This is a genomic window from Flavobacterium rakeshii (assembly GCF_009741375.1).
GTDB classification, from domain to species: domain Bacteria; phylum Bacteroidota; class Bacteroidia; order Flavobacteriales; family Flavobacteriaceae; genus Flavobacterium; species Flavobacterium rakeshii.
This window is the reverse complement of the sequence record NZ_WOWP01000063.1, coordinates 168,184-182,992: the sequence shown is the minus strand read 5'-3', so window position 1 is coordinate 182,992 and position 14,809 is coordinate 168,184. Positions and strand designations below refer to the sequence as shown.

Below are 14,809 nucleotides of genomic sequence, written 5' to 3'. Positions count from 1 at the left end.
ATTACAAAGCAAGTAGCTATATTTGCGCTTTAAAAGAGATACAATGTCAAGGGACGAACAATTAAAGATACGCTGGGATCAGCTTGTAGATATATTATCCAAACGTTTTGCCGATGGTGAAATGCTGGATCTGGATGCCATAATTTACCTTATAGGGGTACAGGAACTGGGCAAATTTAAACGCAAGTTTAAAAAAGACGATAAAATAAACCTTATGCATATTGCCATTTGCAGGCTGTTAGAGCCTTATGGTTATTATGAGTTTGATTATTTTGACGAAGACGGATGGCCGCATTATACGGTTAAGGAAGAGCTTCCGCCGTTAAAGGCAGGGGAGCAGTCTGTTTTAATGAAAGGTGCTATTGTAGACTACTTTTTGGAAAAGGGACTTATTTCATAATTGGGTTTATAATCCATAAATATTAAATATACCCTAAAAATAGGTGGCACATCATTTTTAAAATGCATAAATTTGCACACTTTTACTGAACAACGATGATAGAAAAGATTAAAAGTTATATTGCTGAAGCCGAAGCTTTTCAAACCCAAAACAAGGAAGAGCTGGAAGCATTCAGGATTAAGTTTCTGAGTAAGAAAGGTATTGTAAATGACTTTATGACCGAATTTAAAAATGTTCCAAACGAGCAGAAAAAAGAATTCGGACAGGTTATTAACGCCTTCAAATCAGCAGTACAAAACAAAGTTACCGAACTTCAGGATGCTATGGAAAGCAAAGAGGAGGCTAAAGGCGTTTATGGCGACCTTTCGCGTCCGGGAGAGCCTTTCCAGGTAGGATCACGTCACCCAATATCTATTGTGAAAAACCAAATGATAGATATATTTGCCAACATTGGGTTCAATGTGTCTGAAGGTCCTGAGATTGAAGATGACTGGCATAACTTTACGGCACTTAACCTTCCGGAATACCATCCGGCAAGAGACATGCAGGATACGTTTTTTATCCAAACCAATCCTGATGTGCTTTTAAGAACACATACATCATCAGTACAGGTGCGTTATATGGAGGAGAATAAACCGCCTATCCGTACCATTTCTCCGGGAAGGGTATTTAGAAATGAGGCTGTTTCTGCACGCTCTCACTGTATATTCCACCAGGTTGAAGGTTTGTATATTGATAAAGATGTTTCTTTTGCCGATTTGAAGCAAACCCTGCTTTATTTTACAAAAGAGATGTTTGGTAAATCCAAAATACGTCTACGTCCGTCATATTTCCCGTTCACTGAGCCAAGTGCCGAGCTGGATATTTACTGGGGACTAAAAACAGAAACCGATTACAGGATCACTAAAGGTACCGGATGGCTTGAAATAGGCGGTTGTGGTATGGTAGATCCAAACGTACTTAAAAACTGTGGTATTGATGCCGAGAAGTACAATGGTTTTGCCTTTGGTATGGGTATAGAAAGAATAGCGATGCTGTTATACCAAATTGGCGATATCAGGATGTTCTACGAGAACGATGTACGTTTCCTTGAGCAATTCAAATCAAGCATATAATTAAAAGGCCCGCAGTTGCGGGCCTTTTTGTTTATCCTACTTTTTTAAGGCTGTATTTTTCTTTTTGTTCTCCTTCTATAGCAGTGCCGTCCGGGGCAAGTACTTTAATACTGTTTTCCTGCACCTTAAACTTTCTTCCCATCCCGTTTTGATCCAGGGTAATAATACTTCCGGTATCATCCCAGGTAAAGCTTCCCGTATTCATGTTAGCTGTTTCCTGTTTTTCAAGATAATGTTCGGATAGGGAATAGGTGTTGTTGTCGTTTATCTGTAGTTCAATTTCAATTCCGGGGCAATCTGCACAGGGAACAGTACCACTATATACCCCTGTCCAGTCTAAAGAATTTTGACTGTTATCCCCTGTAGGTACTGAGGTTGAGGCATCTTCTGTGCCGGTTGAGTCGGTAACAGTTTCAGTTTGGGTTTGTTCATCCGGCGTTTTTTCCCCATTTTTGCATGATGTAAAAGCCAATAGGGCCAAAATAGCTAGTGCTGAAAATTTTTTCATGGTGTTTTGGTTTAATAATGTTTAATAAAATTTAGAGGAATTTAAAGGTACTAAAATGAGGAAAGATATTACAATACCTGTGGTAGAAAATGTTTATGTTGCAGTAATGCAGGAGTGGAATGAAGATTTTAATGAGAACACATGGTATGCTTATCTGATTAATGATAACAAAGACAAAATTGAAACAGCCATAGTGGTGTCAAACGCTAATGGTGTAATTGATGGTGAACAACGCAAAACTTCCATGATGCGCCATGCTTACCAGGAAGTACCGGGAAATTCGGCTGTAAAGATCGAAATGATGGACAAAACCGTTTTACAGTTGCACAATAAGTTTATGGTAACTTATTTTAAAGACAATGTAATGTATGAGAAGGACTATATTTTCATAGCAGGATCTATTACTGAAGATGAAGTGGTTGAACTGCCTGTTATTGAGAAAAAAGGTATTCTTAGCAAATAAGCATGCAAAACATAATAAAAAAGCTCCGGAATCCCCGGAGCTTTTTTATTATAGACAGTAAGCGTTGCTTTTATGAGCTAATTTTTCCATCTTTATCAAAATTTTTAGCTAAAAAATGAATAAATCATCATTACTGCTTTTACTGCTGTTTACTACTGCTGTTTTTTCCCAGTCGGGCAATTATTCTCAATATGTAAATCCGTTTATAGGGACAGGTGGTCATGGCCACACTTTTCCGGGGGCTACAGTGCCTTTCGGTATGGTGCAGTTAAGTCCTGATACCCGTATTGACGGTAGTTGGGACGGTTGCGGGGGTTACCATTATTCTGATTCGGTTATTTACGGTTTTTCACATACCCATCTTAACGGTACAGGGGTTTCAGACTTTGGAGATATTATGCTCATGCCTACCATGGGCGAACCTAAACTGGATGCAAAAGAATACTCTTCTCTATTTTCGCATGATAATGAAACTGCTTCTGCCGGATATTATTCGGTAATACTTGATGACGATGGCATAAAGGCGGAGCTTACTACAACAACAAGGGTAGGTTTGCACCAATATACCTTTCCTAAAAAAGGTCAGGCTAATATTATACTGGATCTTAACCATCGTGACAAGCTCTTAATGGGAGAGGTAAGAATTATAGATGAGAAAACCATTGAGGTGCTTAGAGAGAGTTCGGCATGGGCACGCGACCAGTATGTGTATGCCCGAATTGAGTTTAGTGCTCCGGTAAAAGTAACGGCGGTAAACAATAATGCTTTTGCCCCGGCTAAAGTGACCGATAAATTTTTTGCAGGTTCACTATTAGCCATCAGTTTTAGTAAAGAGGTGAAAAAAGGGGAGAAGTTATTGGTTAAAGTAGCACTATCGCCAACAGGTTATGAAGGAGCTGCCAAAAATATGAAGGAGGAAATGCCGCGTTTCAACTTTAAAAAGACCCTAAAGGCGGCTAAAAAACTTTGGGATAAGGAACTTTCTAAAATTGAAGTGACTTCAGATGACAGTGAAAAACTGGCTATTTTTTATACAGCTTTATACCATACTATGATGCAGCCTAACATCGCTATGGATGTAGATGGTATGTACCGTGGGCGTGATAATGCCATCCACAAAGCAGAAGGATTTGATTATTATACTGTATTCTCGCTATGGGACACTTTTAGGGCGGCACACCCATTATATACCCTTATTGATAAAAAACGCACGTCAGATTTCATAAATACGTTTATAAAGCAATATGAGCAGGGCGGCAGGCTTCCGGTTTGGGAACTGGCAAGCAATGAGACCGATTGTATGATTGGGTATCACTCTGTTTCGGTTATTGCCGATGCTATGGCTAAGGGGATTGAAGGGTTTGATTACGAAAAGGCTTTTGAAGCCGCCAAGCACAGTGCCATGCTGGATCATTTGGGGCTGGAGGCTTACAAGGAAAACGGATTTATAAGTATTGATGACGAGCACGAAAGTGTATCTAAAACCGTAGAGTATGCTTATGACGACTGGTGTATTGCCCAGATGGCAATGATACTTGGTAAGACAGATGAGTATAACTACTTTATGAAGCGTTCCCAATACTGGAAAAATATTTTTGATCCTGTAACGGGGCACATGCGTCCTAAAAAGAACGGAGGTTGGGACAAGCCTTTTGATGCGCGTGAAATCAACAATAACTTTACCGAAGGTAACAGCTGGCAGTACAGCTTTTTTGTGCCTCAGGATATAGAGGGGCTTATTGCTGCTTTTGGCGGAAATGAAAAATTTGAAACTAAACTGGACGAGATGTTTAGCCTGCCAAGTAAAACTACAGGTCGTCATCAGGTAGATGTTACAGGGCTTATAGGTCAGTATGCACACGGTAACGAGCCAAGCCACCATATGGCTTACCTGTATAACTATATTGACAAACCTGAAAAGACTACCGAAAAAGTACATTATATACTGAATGAGTTTTATAAAAACACACCCGACGGACTTATAGGAAATGAGGACTGCGGGCAAATGAGTGCTTGGTATGTGTTAAGCAGTTTAGGGCTGTATGATGTGACTCCGGGAGATAATTACTGGCAAAAAACTGAACCGTATTTTACAGAAGCAAAAGTGTATTTGGAAAACGGAAAAACAGCTTTTATTAGGAAGTCTGATTACAGGGAAGATTTGAAATTTGTTGATCCGGTTGTTGGTACTCAGGCTCAGCCCTACACTAAAATAGTCCCGGTACCGGTTATTGAGGCTGAAGGTAAATCTTTTAAAGATCAAGCGACAGTAACCTTAAAAGCACCTTTTGGAGGAAAAGTCTATTATCATTTTGAAAGAGAATCGGCAATTAACGAGTATAAAGAGCCATTGGTCATAAAAAGATGGCATATTTTAAATGCTTATGCTAAAAATGAAAACGGAGAAAAAAGTAAATATGTGTATGCTGAATTTGTAAAAAAAACAAATGATTATACCATTGACATCAAGTCGAAATTCAACAGTATGTATCATGCCGGAGGTCCTGAAGGACTTATAGACGGGATAGAGGGTACTACCAACTGGCGTAAAGGTGACTGGCAGGGGTATCAAAATCAGGATTTTGAAGCAGTAATCGATTTACAGAAAGAAATATCTGTAAATACTATTGAGGCGGGCTTCCTGCAGGATAGCCGTTCGTGGATATTAATGCCGGTAAAAGTTGAGTACTATGTATCTGATAACAACAGTGACTTTACCTTAGTAAAAACCATTGAGACAAAAACAGAGGCAAGGCAGGATAGTGTGATAGAACATTTCACGGCAGAACTTAATAATATAACTGCACGATACGTAAAAGTAAAAGCCTATAACTTCGGGGTACTGCCGCAATGGCATCAGGGTGCCGGAGGGCAAGCATTTATATTTATAGACGAAATAACTGTTAAGTAATAAGAATAGATGAAGAAGATGGCCTAGTTGCCGTCTTCTTTGTTTACAGCCTCTTCGGTTTTTTCCTCATGCTCTCCCGGAAACATAAACGATATTATTACTGATATAAGCAATACACCGCCTACTACCATTAATGATACCGGAGAGGAAATATGGTAAAACGGACTGATTAGCATTTTTACACCAATAAAAGCCAGGATAACAGCCAAGCCGTAATGTAGTTTGCTAAACATATACATAAAGTTGGCCAGTAAAAAGTAAAGAGCTCTTAATCCAAGTATGGCAAAAATGTTTGAGGTGTAAAGAATAAAAGGATCATCCGGTGCGATGGCAAAAATTGCAGGTATAGAATCTACTGCAAAAAGCAGGTCGGTAAACTCAATAACGGTTACCACAACCAAAAGGGGAGTGGCTATTCTTACCCCTTCCTTTATTACAAAAAAACGATCGCCTTCAAAGTCTTTAGTTACTTTAAAGAAACGGTATATCAGTTTGGCACCCGGACTCTTGGAGAAATCTTTGTTTTCGTCGTCATCCTCATGGGCTCCCCACGATTTGATTCCGGCAAAAAGCAAAAAGAAGCCAAATAAGGTTAAAACTACATTAACGCTTACCATTTGTCCGAAAATTTCCATTTCGGGCAAATAGGTCATGTTTATAAGCTCTACGCCGGTGAATATGAATATGGCACGGAATACAAGTGCACCAATAATACCCCAAAACAGTACTTTGTGGTGCAGATACTTTGGAACATTAAAGAACCCGAAAACCATAATGAATACAAAGAGGTTATCTACTGATAGGGCTTTTTCTATCCAGTAAGCACTTTGAAACTGTGCAAACTGCTGGAAACCCATTAAATAATAAATTACCCCGCTAAAGGCCATAGCCAGCGATATCCATACAATAGACCATGTTAACGCTTCTTTGTTGCTTATTTCGTGGCTTTTTTTGTTAAAAACACCAAGGTCAAGCAGTAGCATCACGACAACAAGAATGGTAAACCCGGTTAATATCCCCGGATGATTTATAAGATGGTCATGGTTCATGGGTAGTTGTTTTAATCCAGTTTATCTGTAAGCTTTTTAAATACGGGTTTAGCGTCTTTTCCTTCATATAAAATACTGTAAACAGCATCTATAATAGGGGTTTTTGCTTTGTATTCCTCGTTTAGGTTATAAGCACTTTTTGTGGCATAATATCCTTCGGCAACCATGCTCATTTCCATCATGGCCGATTTTACCGTGTAGCCCTTTCCTATCATGTTACCAAACATCCTGTTTCTAGAAAAAACAGAATATCCTGTAACCAAAAGGTCACCCAGGTAAGCCGAATTGTTTATGTTACGCTTCATTTTATGCACTTTGCGTATAAACTTTTTCATTTCCCTTATGGCATTACTCATTAACAGCGCCTGGAAGTTGTCTCCATAACCCAGCCCATGTGCAATACCGGCAGCAATAGCATAAATGTTTTTAAGCATGGCTGCATATTCGGTACCTACAATATCGTCAGATATTTTGGTTTTAATATAATAGCTGTTAAGGTTTTTAGCCATTACCTTAGCCTTTTTTTGGTCGCCGCAGGCAATGGTAAGATACGAAAGTCTCTCTAAAGCAACCTCTTCGGCGTGGCATGGACCTGTTATAACCCCTATATTGTCATAAGGGATATTGTATTTTTCATGGAAGTGTTCACCCACAATAAGGCTTGTTTCCGGGACAATACCTTTAATGGCAGAAAAAACAACTTTTCCGTCAAGGCTTTCGGTAAGCTTCTCCAGTTCGGTACTTAAAAAAGCCGACGGGATAGCAAATATTATATAATCGGCATAAGCTACCGCCTCATTAATATCATCTGTAAGTTTAAGTTTTTCGGTGTCAAATTCAACCGAGCTAAGGTAGTTCGGGTTGTGTTTTTGCAGCCTTATGTGTTCAATGGCATAGGTGCTCCTCATATACCAGGCAACCTCAGAAACATTTTCACAAAGCATCTTTGTGATTGCTGTTGCCCAGCTTCCACCACCTATTACAGCGAACTTGGGAGTATCATTCATTTTGTTTGTTTGTTTTTTGCAAAGCCCAAATGTACTTAAAAATAAGGCATGTGCCAATGGCTTTTTAGGTTAGCGTTAATGGTAAATGAGATATTCGTAAATATTAACATATAATTAAGTGCTTTCGATACAATTTAAGTTGAGACGGGTGCGTTATTTAATAGAATTTTGTTTTAGACGAAGTTTACAACAAGGTTAGTTAAATTTTTTGTTTTTGGTGTTTTAAAAGGCATTCACGGTGTAGCCGGAATGCCTTTTATTTTTTTAGTAACTCATTTCAACAATGGCCTTCACTTTTTCGGGAGTAACGTTTTGGCGTTCCCCAAGCCCTTTCCAGCCACGTTCCTCAAAACGTTTTACGATAAACTCGGCAGTATTCTCATAGTTTGCCGTATAGTTTGATATTTTGGTTTCCATGCCCATAGTATGGAAGAACTGAACGGTTTTCTCAATTGCCATTGTTGCTGCCTCATCCACTTCGGTTGCGGTAATGCCCCAAACCCTTTTACCATACTGTGCCAGTTTCTCCTTTTTAGAGTCAAACATTACTCTGTACAGGTTAGGGCCTATTATAGCAAGTGTTCTGGCATGGTCTATTTCATAAAGAGCAGTAAGTTCATGACCTATCATGTGCGTAGCCCAATCGGTAGGGACGCCTTTCTGTATAAGTCCGTTAAGCGCCGTGGTACAGCTCCACATAAAGTTAGACGCCAGTTTATAATCGGTTGGGTTTTCAACAACATCAGGACCTATCTCGATTAATGTTTGCAGTATACTTTCTGCAAAACGATCCTGAAGCAAAGCATCATGCGGATAAGTTAAGTACTGTTCCATTACATGGGTATAGGCATCTATTACTCCGTTTTGTAACTGTCTTTTAGGTAGTGATGCTATAACCGTTGGATCACAAATAGAGAACTGCGGGAATACAGCCGGACCTCCAAAGGATAGTTTTTCCTGTGTTTTTTCAATAGTTACTACTGCCCCCGAATTCATTTCGCTGCCTGTGGCAGGAAGGGTAAGCACGGTGCCAAATGGCATAGCATTGTTTTCAATGCGTATTCTTTTTACCAGAATATCAACCGGGTCACCTTCAAAGTTTACGGCAGCCGAGATAAATTTTACCCCGTCTATTACCGATCCTCCGCCTACTGCCAGTATATAATCCAGTTTCTTTTCACGGATTAGGGCAACGGCTTTCATCAGGGTTTCATAACGCGGGTTTGGTTCAATACCGCCAAACTCGGTAACTTCATGTCCTTTTAATGCTTCGGTAACCTGAGCGTGTACACCATTTTTAAAAATACTTCCGCCACCATAGGCTAAAAGTACTTTTGCATTTTGAGGTATAAGTTTAGATAGTTTTGCAATTTGTCCCTTGCCAAATACCATATTGACAGGGTTATAAAGTTCAAAATTCAGCATGATTATAAATGTATTTTACCCAAAGTTACGAAATACCTTAAGATTTGCTGATAATGGAATGTTAAGTGTCTGTTTTATAGCTGTTTTTAAACAGAAGCTATTTTTTGTAGAAAAGATTATGGTCTATATATTCCCAAACCTTTTGAGGCAGTAAAGGTCTTACCTCTTTACCGTCTCTTATACTGTTACGAATAAAAGTAGAGGAGATCTCAATAACCGGAGCATCAATTTTATGGATTTTATGATTGTTTATAAGCTCTTCGTTGGCATTTTCGTTATTAATACGCGGATATACATAAATATCATGATTTTCCAGTATTACGTCATAATTCTTCCATTTGTGAAGGGAATTAAGGTTGTCTTCTCCCATAATCAGGGAAAATTCATACGACGGGAATTTTTCCTGCAGGTGTGCCAGTGTATGCACGGTATAGTTAGGCTGTGGCAGTCGAAACTCAATATCGGTAGGTTTTAGACTGTCGTAAGTTTCGGTTGCCAGGAAAACCATTTCCAAACGGTGATGGTCTTCCAGTAGCGTACTTTTCTTTTTAAGCGGATTGTGTGGGGTAACCACCAGCCATACCTGGTCCAGGTCGGTAAACTCGGCCATGTGGTTGGCGATTATCAAATGTCCTGTATGTATGGGATTAAATGTCCCGAAGTACAATCCTACTTTCATCAGTTTTTATATTTTCAAGCTCTTCAATAAATTCCTTTTCACTCAATTTTTCTTTTTTGTATTCAATTGAAGAAACAATATTAGTGTCGTTATCCTCATGCTTAATTATTAGCAAAAGATCACCATAAATAGTTTTATACACATTTGTATAAAATACAGCTGTGTATTTTAAACCTTTATGATTAAATACATGCTGTTTTTTACAGAAACTAAACCTGTTCTTCTTATCGTAACTATACTCAATAAGGTTTTGTTCAATATAGTTGTACGGACTTTTGGAAAAAAACCTTTTTTCCTTTTTATCCGCTATATAAAAAAGAAGCAGCAGGTATACGGGAACAAATAAAGCAAATGCAAATGTCGCAACAGCTGAATATAATAATGCTTTAAGGCTCAGGTTTCCCGTTAATACTATTACAATAAAAGACAAACCAAAAGTGATAGAAAAAATTAAAGCAAAGATGTTACTCAATGCTTTGTGGTTTCTTTTAATCTCTTCTGTCATAAAGGTTGGTTTATTTTATAAACTCTTTTACAAGGTTATAAGCATCTTCCTTGGCAGTATCAAGGTCATAGTTTTTAATAATGGTATCAAACTGAGGCGCAGTAGCTAATTCTACCGATGCCTTTGCGATACGCATATTAATCTTGTCTTCACTTTCGGTCGAACGGTTTTTAAGGCGTCTTTTCAGTTCGTCAATACTTGGCGGTTTAACAAAAACAGCAAGAGTTTCTTCGGGGAATTTCTTTTTAATGCGAAGTCCTCCGGCTACATCAATGTCAAAAATCACGTTTTTGCCCTGTGCCCATATGCGTTCTACCTCGCTTTTAAGTGTGCCGTAAAAATTATCACGGTATACTTCTTCCCATTCTACGAAGTCTTCCTGCTTAATGTGTTTTTTAAACTCTTCAAGTGATATAAAGTAATAGTCTTTCCCGTTTTCTTCGCCATCTCTTGCGCTTCTGGTTGCTACCGAAATGGAGAACTCCAAATTAAGCTCGGGTTGTGCCAAAAGGTGTCTTACAATGGTGGTTTTACCCGACCCCGACGGAGCAGAAAATACTATCAGTTTGCCTTTGTTCATGTGTAATCTTACGGCTGTGCCGTTATTATAAAATATTTAAAACCTGTTCTTTGATCTTTTCCAGCTCATCTTTCATCTGTACTACCAGCTTCTGCATTTGTGCGTGGTTAGACTTAGAGCCCATAGTGTTTATTTCACGACCTATTTCCTGAGTGATAAAACCAAGCTTACGCCCGTTTGCCTCATTACCGGCAAGGGTTTCCATAAAGTAGTTAAGGTGGTTTTCCAGTCTTACCTTTTCCTCGGTAATATCCATTTTCTCAAGGTAGTATATAAGTTCCTGCTCAAAGCGGTTCTCGTCTACATTTACCTCAAGCTCAGCAATAGCGTTGCTTAGTTTGGTTTTTACGTTTTCTATACGCTCGCTGTCATACGAAACCGTTTCTTTCATCAGTCTAAGGATGTTTGATACCCTTACAACAAACTCTTTTTCAAGCGCAATACCTTCGGAAACACGGAAACTCTGGATGTTATCAAGGGCCTGATCAACAACCCCCTGTATACTGCTCCATTCGTTTTCGTCTATCTCCTCGCGCTCTGTTTTAAGAGCGTCGGGCATACGTACGGCCATTTTAAGCAGTTCGGTCTCATCGCCGTCCACTATCTCTTTCATCTGGTTTATATAGGCCTTAACGATAGGGATGTTTACTTTTGATGAAGTCTCTTCGCCGGTTACTTCCACAAACAGGGAAAAGTCTACTTTACCTCTTTCCAGCCTCTGGGCAATCTGATTGCGTAGTTTCAGTTCCATTTCACGATATGCCGATGGCATTCTTACGCTTAAATCAAGTCCTTTGCTGTTTAGGGATTTTATCTCAACAGTAATTTTTTTTGTGGGTAGTTGTAAAGATGACTTTCCAAAACCCGTCATAGATTGTATCATACAAAAAAATTTGTGCACACAAAGTTAAGTAAAATTCACAAACGCACGGTTATGCGTTAAATATCACTTTTTGCTGTTTGTTTTATAACCGCTTTTTTAGGCGGAGCCGTTACTAAATATACTCCGGCAAATATTAATGCTGCCGATATTATTTTAACCGGATTAAGAGTGTCTTTGCCTAGGCTTACCGCAAAAACAGTAGCAAACAAAGGTTGCAGGTAAATAAAAACAGCAACTGTTGTGGGTTTTAGCTCTTTCATGGAAAGCAGGTTAAGCAGGTAAGTTAAAAAAGTAGAAAACAGTACTACAAAGCCTACTTTTACAGCGATGTCCTGGGGCATAAGCTCCCATTGTACCTGTGATAACTGTTCCCAGCCAAATGGCAGTACCATGATAAAACCAAACAGGTAAATCCATTTTACAAATGCAAACGGATTGTACTTGTCCATGAGTTTTTTAACCACAATAAGGTAAAGTGCGTAAGAAACGGCATTTACAAAAACCAGAAAGTTACCCCATAGTTCGTTACCTCCGCTACTAATGGTTTTGCCGTAAAGTATCAGCATTACAGTACCCACAAGTCCCAGCAGTATACCGCCCACTTTTTTGCGGACGATTTTCTCTTTCATGATAATGGCGCTGAGTACCAGTACTATCATAGGGGTGGTAACCATAAGCACCGATGCCATTATGGGCGATGTTTGGCTAAGTCCTTCAAAAAAGGTTAGCATATTGAAAGCCACACCAAAAAAGGCAGCAGCTATGATGCGGGGGAAATCTTTAAGGGCTATTTTCTGTTTAGTAGCAAAAAGAGCCACAAGCCAGAAAAGTATAAACGATCCGCCTACGCGAAGTGCTATAAACCCGAAAGGCTTAATAAAGCCCGGCATTACATCTTTAGCAATAGTAAAAGTAACACCATAAATAACAGATACCATCGTGGCGGCTGTTAAGGCCAAAAAGCGTTTATTCATTACTTAGGTACTCAATGGCAGCGGTTACGTTTTTAGGACTGTTGCCTACAAATATTTTATTGTTTGCAATAATAACTGGGCGGCTTAAAAATGTGTAGTGCTCCAGTATATATTGCTTAAAGTCGTTTTCGGTAAGGTTCATGTCTTTCATGTCACGTTCCTTATAAAGTTTGGCTCTCTTACTGAAAAGCTTCTCGTAGCTTCCGGTTAGGGCATGCATTTCCTCCAGTTGTTTTACAGTAATAGGCTCCTCTTTAATGTCCTGTAAAATAAAGCCATCGGTATTTGGTAACGACTTGATTATCTTTTTACAGGTATCGCAGGTTTTAAGGTAGTATATCTTTTTCATGTTATGTTTTATGCTTGTTTGCAAAAGTAAGGTGTTTTATAATTAAGGATATACTACTTTTATGAAAAAATAAATTTTACTCAAAAGCAGTAAAAAATGATTAACGAAATCAATGAAAATCTCTGATTTAAAAATAAGGGAGCAGCAATTAATAGGCGCTTTGTGTATTGTTTGCTTTTGTAAGAAGTATGATATACAACATCAAGACATTGATGAATTTGTTAGTTATTTACTGAGTATTCTTATTACAGATAATTTACCTGAGTGGGAAGGCGAAGGATTAAAAGTGAACATTGTTGGTAGAGGGGAGCCTTTGCCGCAGTCAGTTGAAAACAGTATTCTGCCAAAACTTAGAGGTGATTTTCAAAAAATTATAGATAATGCCTCTGAAATTGGTATGGCTGATATGTATGGAGCCAATACTTCTGCACCTGTTTTAGCAACTCAGCGATGTATGGCAATTTTAGCTAAGCATAAGATAGAAGTTACATTGCCAGAGGAGTTTTTAAATGATACAGATGAAGACAGATGGGGAAAGCCTTGGAATGATGAAAAATTTAGTGATTTAAAGAGATATTTAGAAACATATAAATTAGGATAAACTTATTATTAATCAATCAATGGAAACTTCTTTTAAAGTGACCCGTACCAGCAGGGAGATATATACAAAATGGCTTGAAAGCTATACGCTGGAACAGCTTAATAAAATACCTCAGGGCTTTAATAATAACCTGATATGGAACATAGGTCATATTATGGTATCACAGCAAATACTGGTATATGGTGGTGCCGGACTGCCTATGAATGTTAGTGGGGAGCTTTTGGTAAAATACAGACGTGGCAGTAAACCTGAAACCGATGCAACACAGGAGGAAATAAACGAAATAAAAAATCTTCTGTTCTCTACGATTGAGAAAACAGAAGATGATTATAAAAATGGCGTATTTACAACATATAACGCAAGGACGTCAGAGCTGGGCTTTGAACTCTCTTCAGTAGAAGATGCTATTGCGTTTAACAATTACCACGAGGGTATACATCTTGGTATAATGATGCAGTTAAAAAAGTTTATTTAACTTTAAGATATTCATTTACTTCGCTGTAGGGTAAAAGCAGTTCCTTTTGCCCTTCGGCGTAAGATGATATTTCGTAAGAGTTGTAGAACAATAGCAGTCCGTTTTCCTTAAAGAAAATATTTTGCGGTAATACAAACTTATCGTTCTCAAACAGGAAACCTGTTGCGTTAATAGATTTTCCTGCAGGAATATTAAATTTCTCCCTGAATTTTCCCTCAGTAAACTGCCTAAAGCTATCCACATTGGTGAAAATGTCTTCATAGCTAAGGCTCTTGCCTGTTTCGGCATCAAAAAGCAGTGAGCGTTCACCTCCGTAACCGTGAGCACCACCGGTAAAGGTGTAATGATTCATTTTTACGTTTATTATCTTGTCAGATGTATAATCAACAGATGCATCTATCTTAGCTTCAAACCCTGCCATAGGGTCATTAGGAAATTCCTTTTTAAGTTCTTCATACGACCCAAGGAAAGATGCCATTAAATCTTCATAATTATCCGCTTCATATGGGGTTTCACCTAAGTAAACAATACCTCTTACGGTATTGAATATTTTGTTGTTAATGCTGTCGGCAACAACAGGTACGTTTTCGGCTTCAGGCACATTAATGGTTACGCTTGGGCAATACTCATCACATGGCAGTGATGTTTTTTTATAGTAGTTTTTTGTAGAAAAGGCCAGTGCAGGTTTTTCTTCGTTTAATACTTCTTCATCATTGTTTTTCTTGTCCTTGCCACAGCTAAAAAGCATAAATGCGGCCAATAGTAAGGTTAAGTGTTTTGCCATGTTTTAAATGTTATTGTTTTGCAAAAGAATGCTGTTCCTATACAGGGTCAACTAAATTACAGTAAATTTGCCTACTATACGGATAAAGAATAATTAATTAT

The 14,809-nt window shown here is 38.5% G+C and carries 17 protein-coding genes; 6 read left to right on the top strand and 11 right to left on the bottom strand.

Annotation, left to right across the window (positions count from 1 at the left end; genetic code table 11):
* Nucleotides 1-43 precede the first annotated feature (43 nt).
* Both GN157_RS17650 and pheS read left to right on the top strand, forming a co-directional pair.
* On the top strand, nt 44-400 hold the full coding sequence (locus tag GN157_RS17650) for a hypothetical protein (protein ID WP_035133146.1): 357 nt from the start codon (nt 44-46) through the stop codon (nt 398-400).
* A gap of 95 nt (nt 401-495) precedes the next feature.
* Nucleotides 496-1,515: a phenylalanine--tRNA ligase subunit alpha gene (pheS, locus tag GN157_RS17645; RefSeq protein WP_157484790.1), complete on the top strand. Its 1,020-nt coding sequence runs from the start codon at nt 496-498 to the stop codon at nt 1,513-1,515.
* A 31-nt stretch (nt 1,516-1,546) separates the two neighbouring features.
* On the opposite strand, the gene GN157_RS17640 is transcribed toward pheS, so the two are convergent.
* Nucleotides 1,547-2,023 (bottom strand): copper resistance protein NlpE, encoded by a 477-nt coding sequence (locus GN157_RS17640; RefSeq protein ID WP_157484789.1) that lies wholly within the window; start codon nt 2,021-2,023, stop codon nt 1,547-1,549.
* Between the two features lie 55 nt (nt 2,024-2,078).
* Between GN157_RS17640 and GN157_RS17635 the strand changes: the two genes are divergently transcribed.
* Entirely contained in the window at nt 2,079-2,486 is a 408-nt protein-coding gene (locus GN157_RS17635; RefSeq protein WP_157484788.1) for a hypothetical protein, read from the top strand.
* A gap of 115 nt (nt 2,487-2,601) precedes the next feature.
* Nucleotides 2,602-5,397: a GH92 family glycosyl hydrolase gene (locus GN157_RS17630; RefSeq protein WP_157484787.1), complete on the top strand. Its 2,796-nt coding sequence runs from the start codon at nt 2,602-2,604 to the stop codon at nt 5,395-5,397.
* Nucleotides 5,398-5,420: 23 nt separating this feature from the next.
* Here GN157_RS17630 and GN157_RS17625 read toward each other — a convergent pair whose 3' ends face one another.
* From GN157_RS17625 to GN157_RS17585, 9 genes are all read right to left on the bottom strand, one after another.
* A complete protein-coding gene (locus tag GN157_RS17625; protein WP_157484786.1) occupies nt 5,421-6,446 on the bottom strand; it encodes a TerC/Alx family metal homeostasis membrane protein in 1,026 nt (341 codons plus the stop codon).
* An 11-nt stretch (nt 6,447-6,457) separates the two neighbouring features.
* Nucleotides 6,458-7,453 (bottom strand): NAD(P)H-dependent glycerol-3-phosphate dehydrogenase, encoded by a 996-nt coding sequence (locus GN157_RS17620; protein WP_157484785.1) that lies wholly within the window; start codon nt 7,451-7,453, stop codon nt 6,458-6,460.
* Between the two features lie 264 nt (nt 7,454-7,717).
* Nucleotides 7,718-8,878: an iron-containing alcohol dehydrogenase gene (locus tag GN157_RS17615; RefSeq protein WP_157484784.1), complete on the bottom strand. Its 1,161-nt coding sequence runs from the start codon at nt 8,876-8,878 to the stop codon at nt 7,718-7,720.
* 97 nt (nt 8,879-8,975) lie between these two features.
* Nucleotides 8,976-9,557: a nicotinate (nicotinamide) nucleotide adenylyltransferase gene (gene nadD, locus GN157_RS17610; protein ID WP_157484783.1), complete on the bottom strand. Its 582-nt coding sequence runs from the start codon at nt 9,555-9,557 to the stop codon at nt 8,976-8,978.
* On the bottom strand, nt 9,526-10,062 hold the full coding sequence (locus GN157_RS17605) for a hypothetical protein (protein WP_157484782.1): 537 nt from the start codon (nt 10,060-10,062) through the stop codon (nt 9,526-9,528). The genes nadD and GN157_RS17605 overlap by 32 nt, the downstream gene beginning before the upstream one ends.
* A 10-nt stretch (nt 10,063-10,072) precedes the next feature.
* Nucleotides 10,073-10,642 (bottom strand): guanylate kinase, encoded by a 570-nt coding sequence (gene gmk / locus GN157_RS17600; RefSeq protein WP_157484781.1) that lies wholly within the window; start codon nt 10,640-10,642, stop codon nt 10,073-10,075.
* A gap of 25 nt (nt 10,643-10,667) precedes the next feature.
* Nucleotides 10,668-11,525, bottom strand: coding sequence for a YicC/YloC family endoribonuclease (locus GN157_RS17595; RefSeq protein WP_157484780.1), 858 nt, complete (start codon nt 11,523-11,525; stop codon nt 10,668-10,670).
* A 56-nt stretch (nt 11,526-11,581) separates the two neighbouring features.
* Nucleotides 11,582-12,499, bottom strand: a complete 918-nt coding sequence (locus tag GN157_RS17590) for a DMT family transporter (protein ID WP_157484779.1) — start codon at nt 12,497-12,499, stop codon at nt 11,582-11,584.
* Nucleotides 12,492-12,848 (bottom strand): arsenate reductase family protein, encoded by a 357-nt coding sequence (locus tag GN157_RS17585; protein ID WP_157484778.1) that lies wholly within the window; start codon nt 12,846-12,848, stop codon nt 12,492-12,494. Before GN157_RS17585 ends, GN157_RS17590 begins: the two co-directional genes overlap by 8 nt.
* A gap of 112 nt (nt 12,849-12,960) precedes the next feature.
* On the opposite strand from GN157_RS17585, the gene GN157_RS17580 reads away from it, so the two are divergent.
* Together GN157_RS17580 and GN157_RS17575 are read left to right on the top strand one after the other, a co-directional pair.
* Entirely contained in the window at nt 12,961-13,449 is a 489-nt protein-coding gene (locus tag GN157_RS17580) for a hypothetical protein (protein ID WP_157484777.1), read from the top strand.
* A gap of 19 nt (nt 13,450-13,468) precedes the next feature.
* Nucleotides 13,469-13,924 carry a DinB family protein gene (locus GN157_RS17575; protein ID WP_157484776.1) on the top strand — a complete coding sequence of 152 codons (456 nt, stop codon included), beginning with the start codon at nt 13,469-13,471 and terminating at the stop codon, nt 13,922-13,924.
* Here the strand turns inward: GN157_RS17575 and GN157_RS17570 are convergent.
* Nucleotides 13,917-14,708 (bottom strand): DUF3298 and DUF4163 domain-containing protein, encoded by a 792-nt coding sequence (locus tag GN157_RS17570; protein ID WP_157484775.1) that lies wholly within the window; start codon nt 14,706-14,708, stop codon nt 13,917-13,919. The two genes, GN157_RS17575 and GN157_RS17570, sit on opposite strands and share 8 nt — an antisense overlap.
* Nucleotides 14,709-14,809: the final 101 nt, after the last annotated feature.

Bases quoted from the DNA above. Each gene is read 5' to 3' on its own strand.
- gmk (WP_157484781.1), bottom strand. From the start codon at position 10,642: ATGAACAAAGGCAAACTGATAGTATTTTCTGCTCCGTCGGGGTCGGGT.
- pheS (WP_157484790.1), top strand. From the start codon at position 496: ATGATAGAAAAGATTAAAAGTTATATTGCTGAAGCCGAAGCTTTTCAA.
- GN157_RS17615 (WP_157484784.1), bottom strand. From the start codon at position 8,878: ATGCTGAATTTTGAACTTTATAACCCTGTCAATATGGTATTTGGCAAG.
- GN157_RS17605 (WP_157484782.1), bottom strand. From the start codon at position 10,062: ATGACAGAAGAGATTAAAAGAAACCACAAAGCATTGAGTAACATCTTT.
- GN157_RS17575 (WP_157484776.1), top strand. From the start codon at position 13,469: ATGGAAACTTCTTTTAAAGTGACCCGTACCAGCAGGGAGATATATACA.
- GN157_RS17630 (WP_157484787.1), top strand. From the start codon at position 2,602: ATGAATAAATCATCATTACTGCTTTTACTGCTGTTTACTACTGCTGTT.
- nadD (WP_157484783.1), bottom strand. From the start codon at position 9,557: ATGAAAGTAGGATTGTACTTCGGGACATTTAATCCCATACATACAGGA.
- GN157_RS17590 (WP_157484779.1), bottom strand. From the start codon at position 12,499: ATGAATAAACGCTTTTTGGCCTTAACAGCCGCCACGATGGTATCTGTT.
- GN157_RS17620 (WP_157484785.1), bottom strand. From the start codon at position 7,453: ATGAATGATACTCCCAAGTTCGCTGTAATAGGTGGTGGAAGCTGGGCA.
- GN157_RS17580 (WP_157484777.1), top strand. From the start codon at position 12,961: ATGAAAATCTCTGATTTAAAAATAAGGGAGCAGCAATTAATAGGCGCT.
- GN157_RS17635 (WP_157484788.1), top strand. From the start codon at position 2,079: ATGAGGAAAGATATTACAATACCTGTGGTAGAAAATGTTTATGTTGCA.
- GN157_RS17640 (WP_157484789.1), bottom strand. From the start codon at position 2,023: ATGAAAAAATTTTCAGCACTAGCTATTTTGGCCCTATTGGCTTTTACA.
- GN157_RS17570 (WP_157484775.1), bottom strand. From the start codon at position 14,708: ATGGCAAAACACTTAACCTTACTATTGGCCGCATTTATGCTTTTTAGC.
- GN157_RS17650 (WP_035133146.1), top strand. From the start codon at position 44: ATGTCAAGGGACGAACAATTAAAGATACGCTGGGATCAGCTTGTAGAT.
- GN157_RS17625 (WP_157484786.1), bottom strand. From the start codon at position 6,446: ATGAACCATGACCATCTTATAAATCATCCGGGGATATTAACCGGGTTT.
- GN157_RS17595 (WP_157484780.1), bottom strand. From the start codon at position 11,525: ATGATACAATCTATGACGGGTTTTGGAAAGTCATCTTTACAACTACCC.
- GN157_RS17585 (WP_157484778.1), bottom strand. From the start codon at position 12,848: ATGAAAAAGATATACTACCTTAAAACCTGCGATACCTGTAAAAAGATA.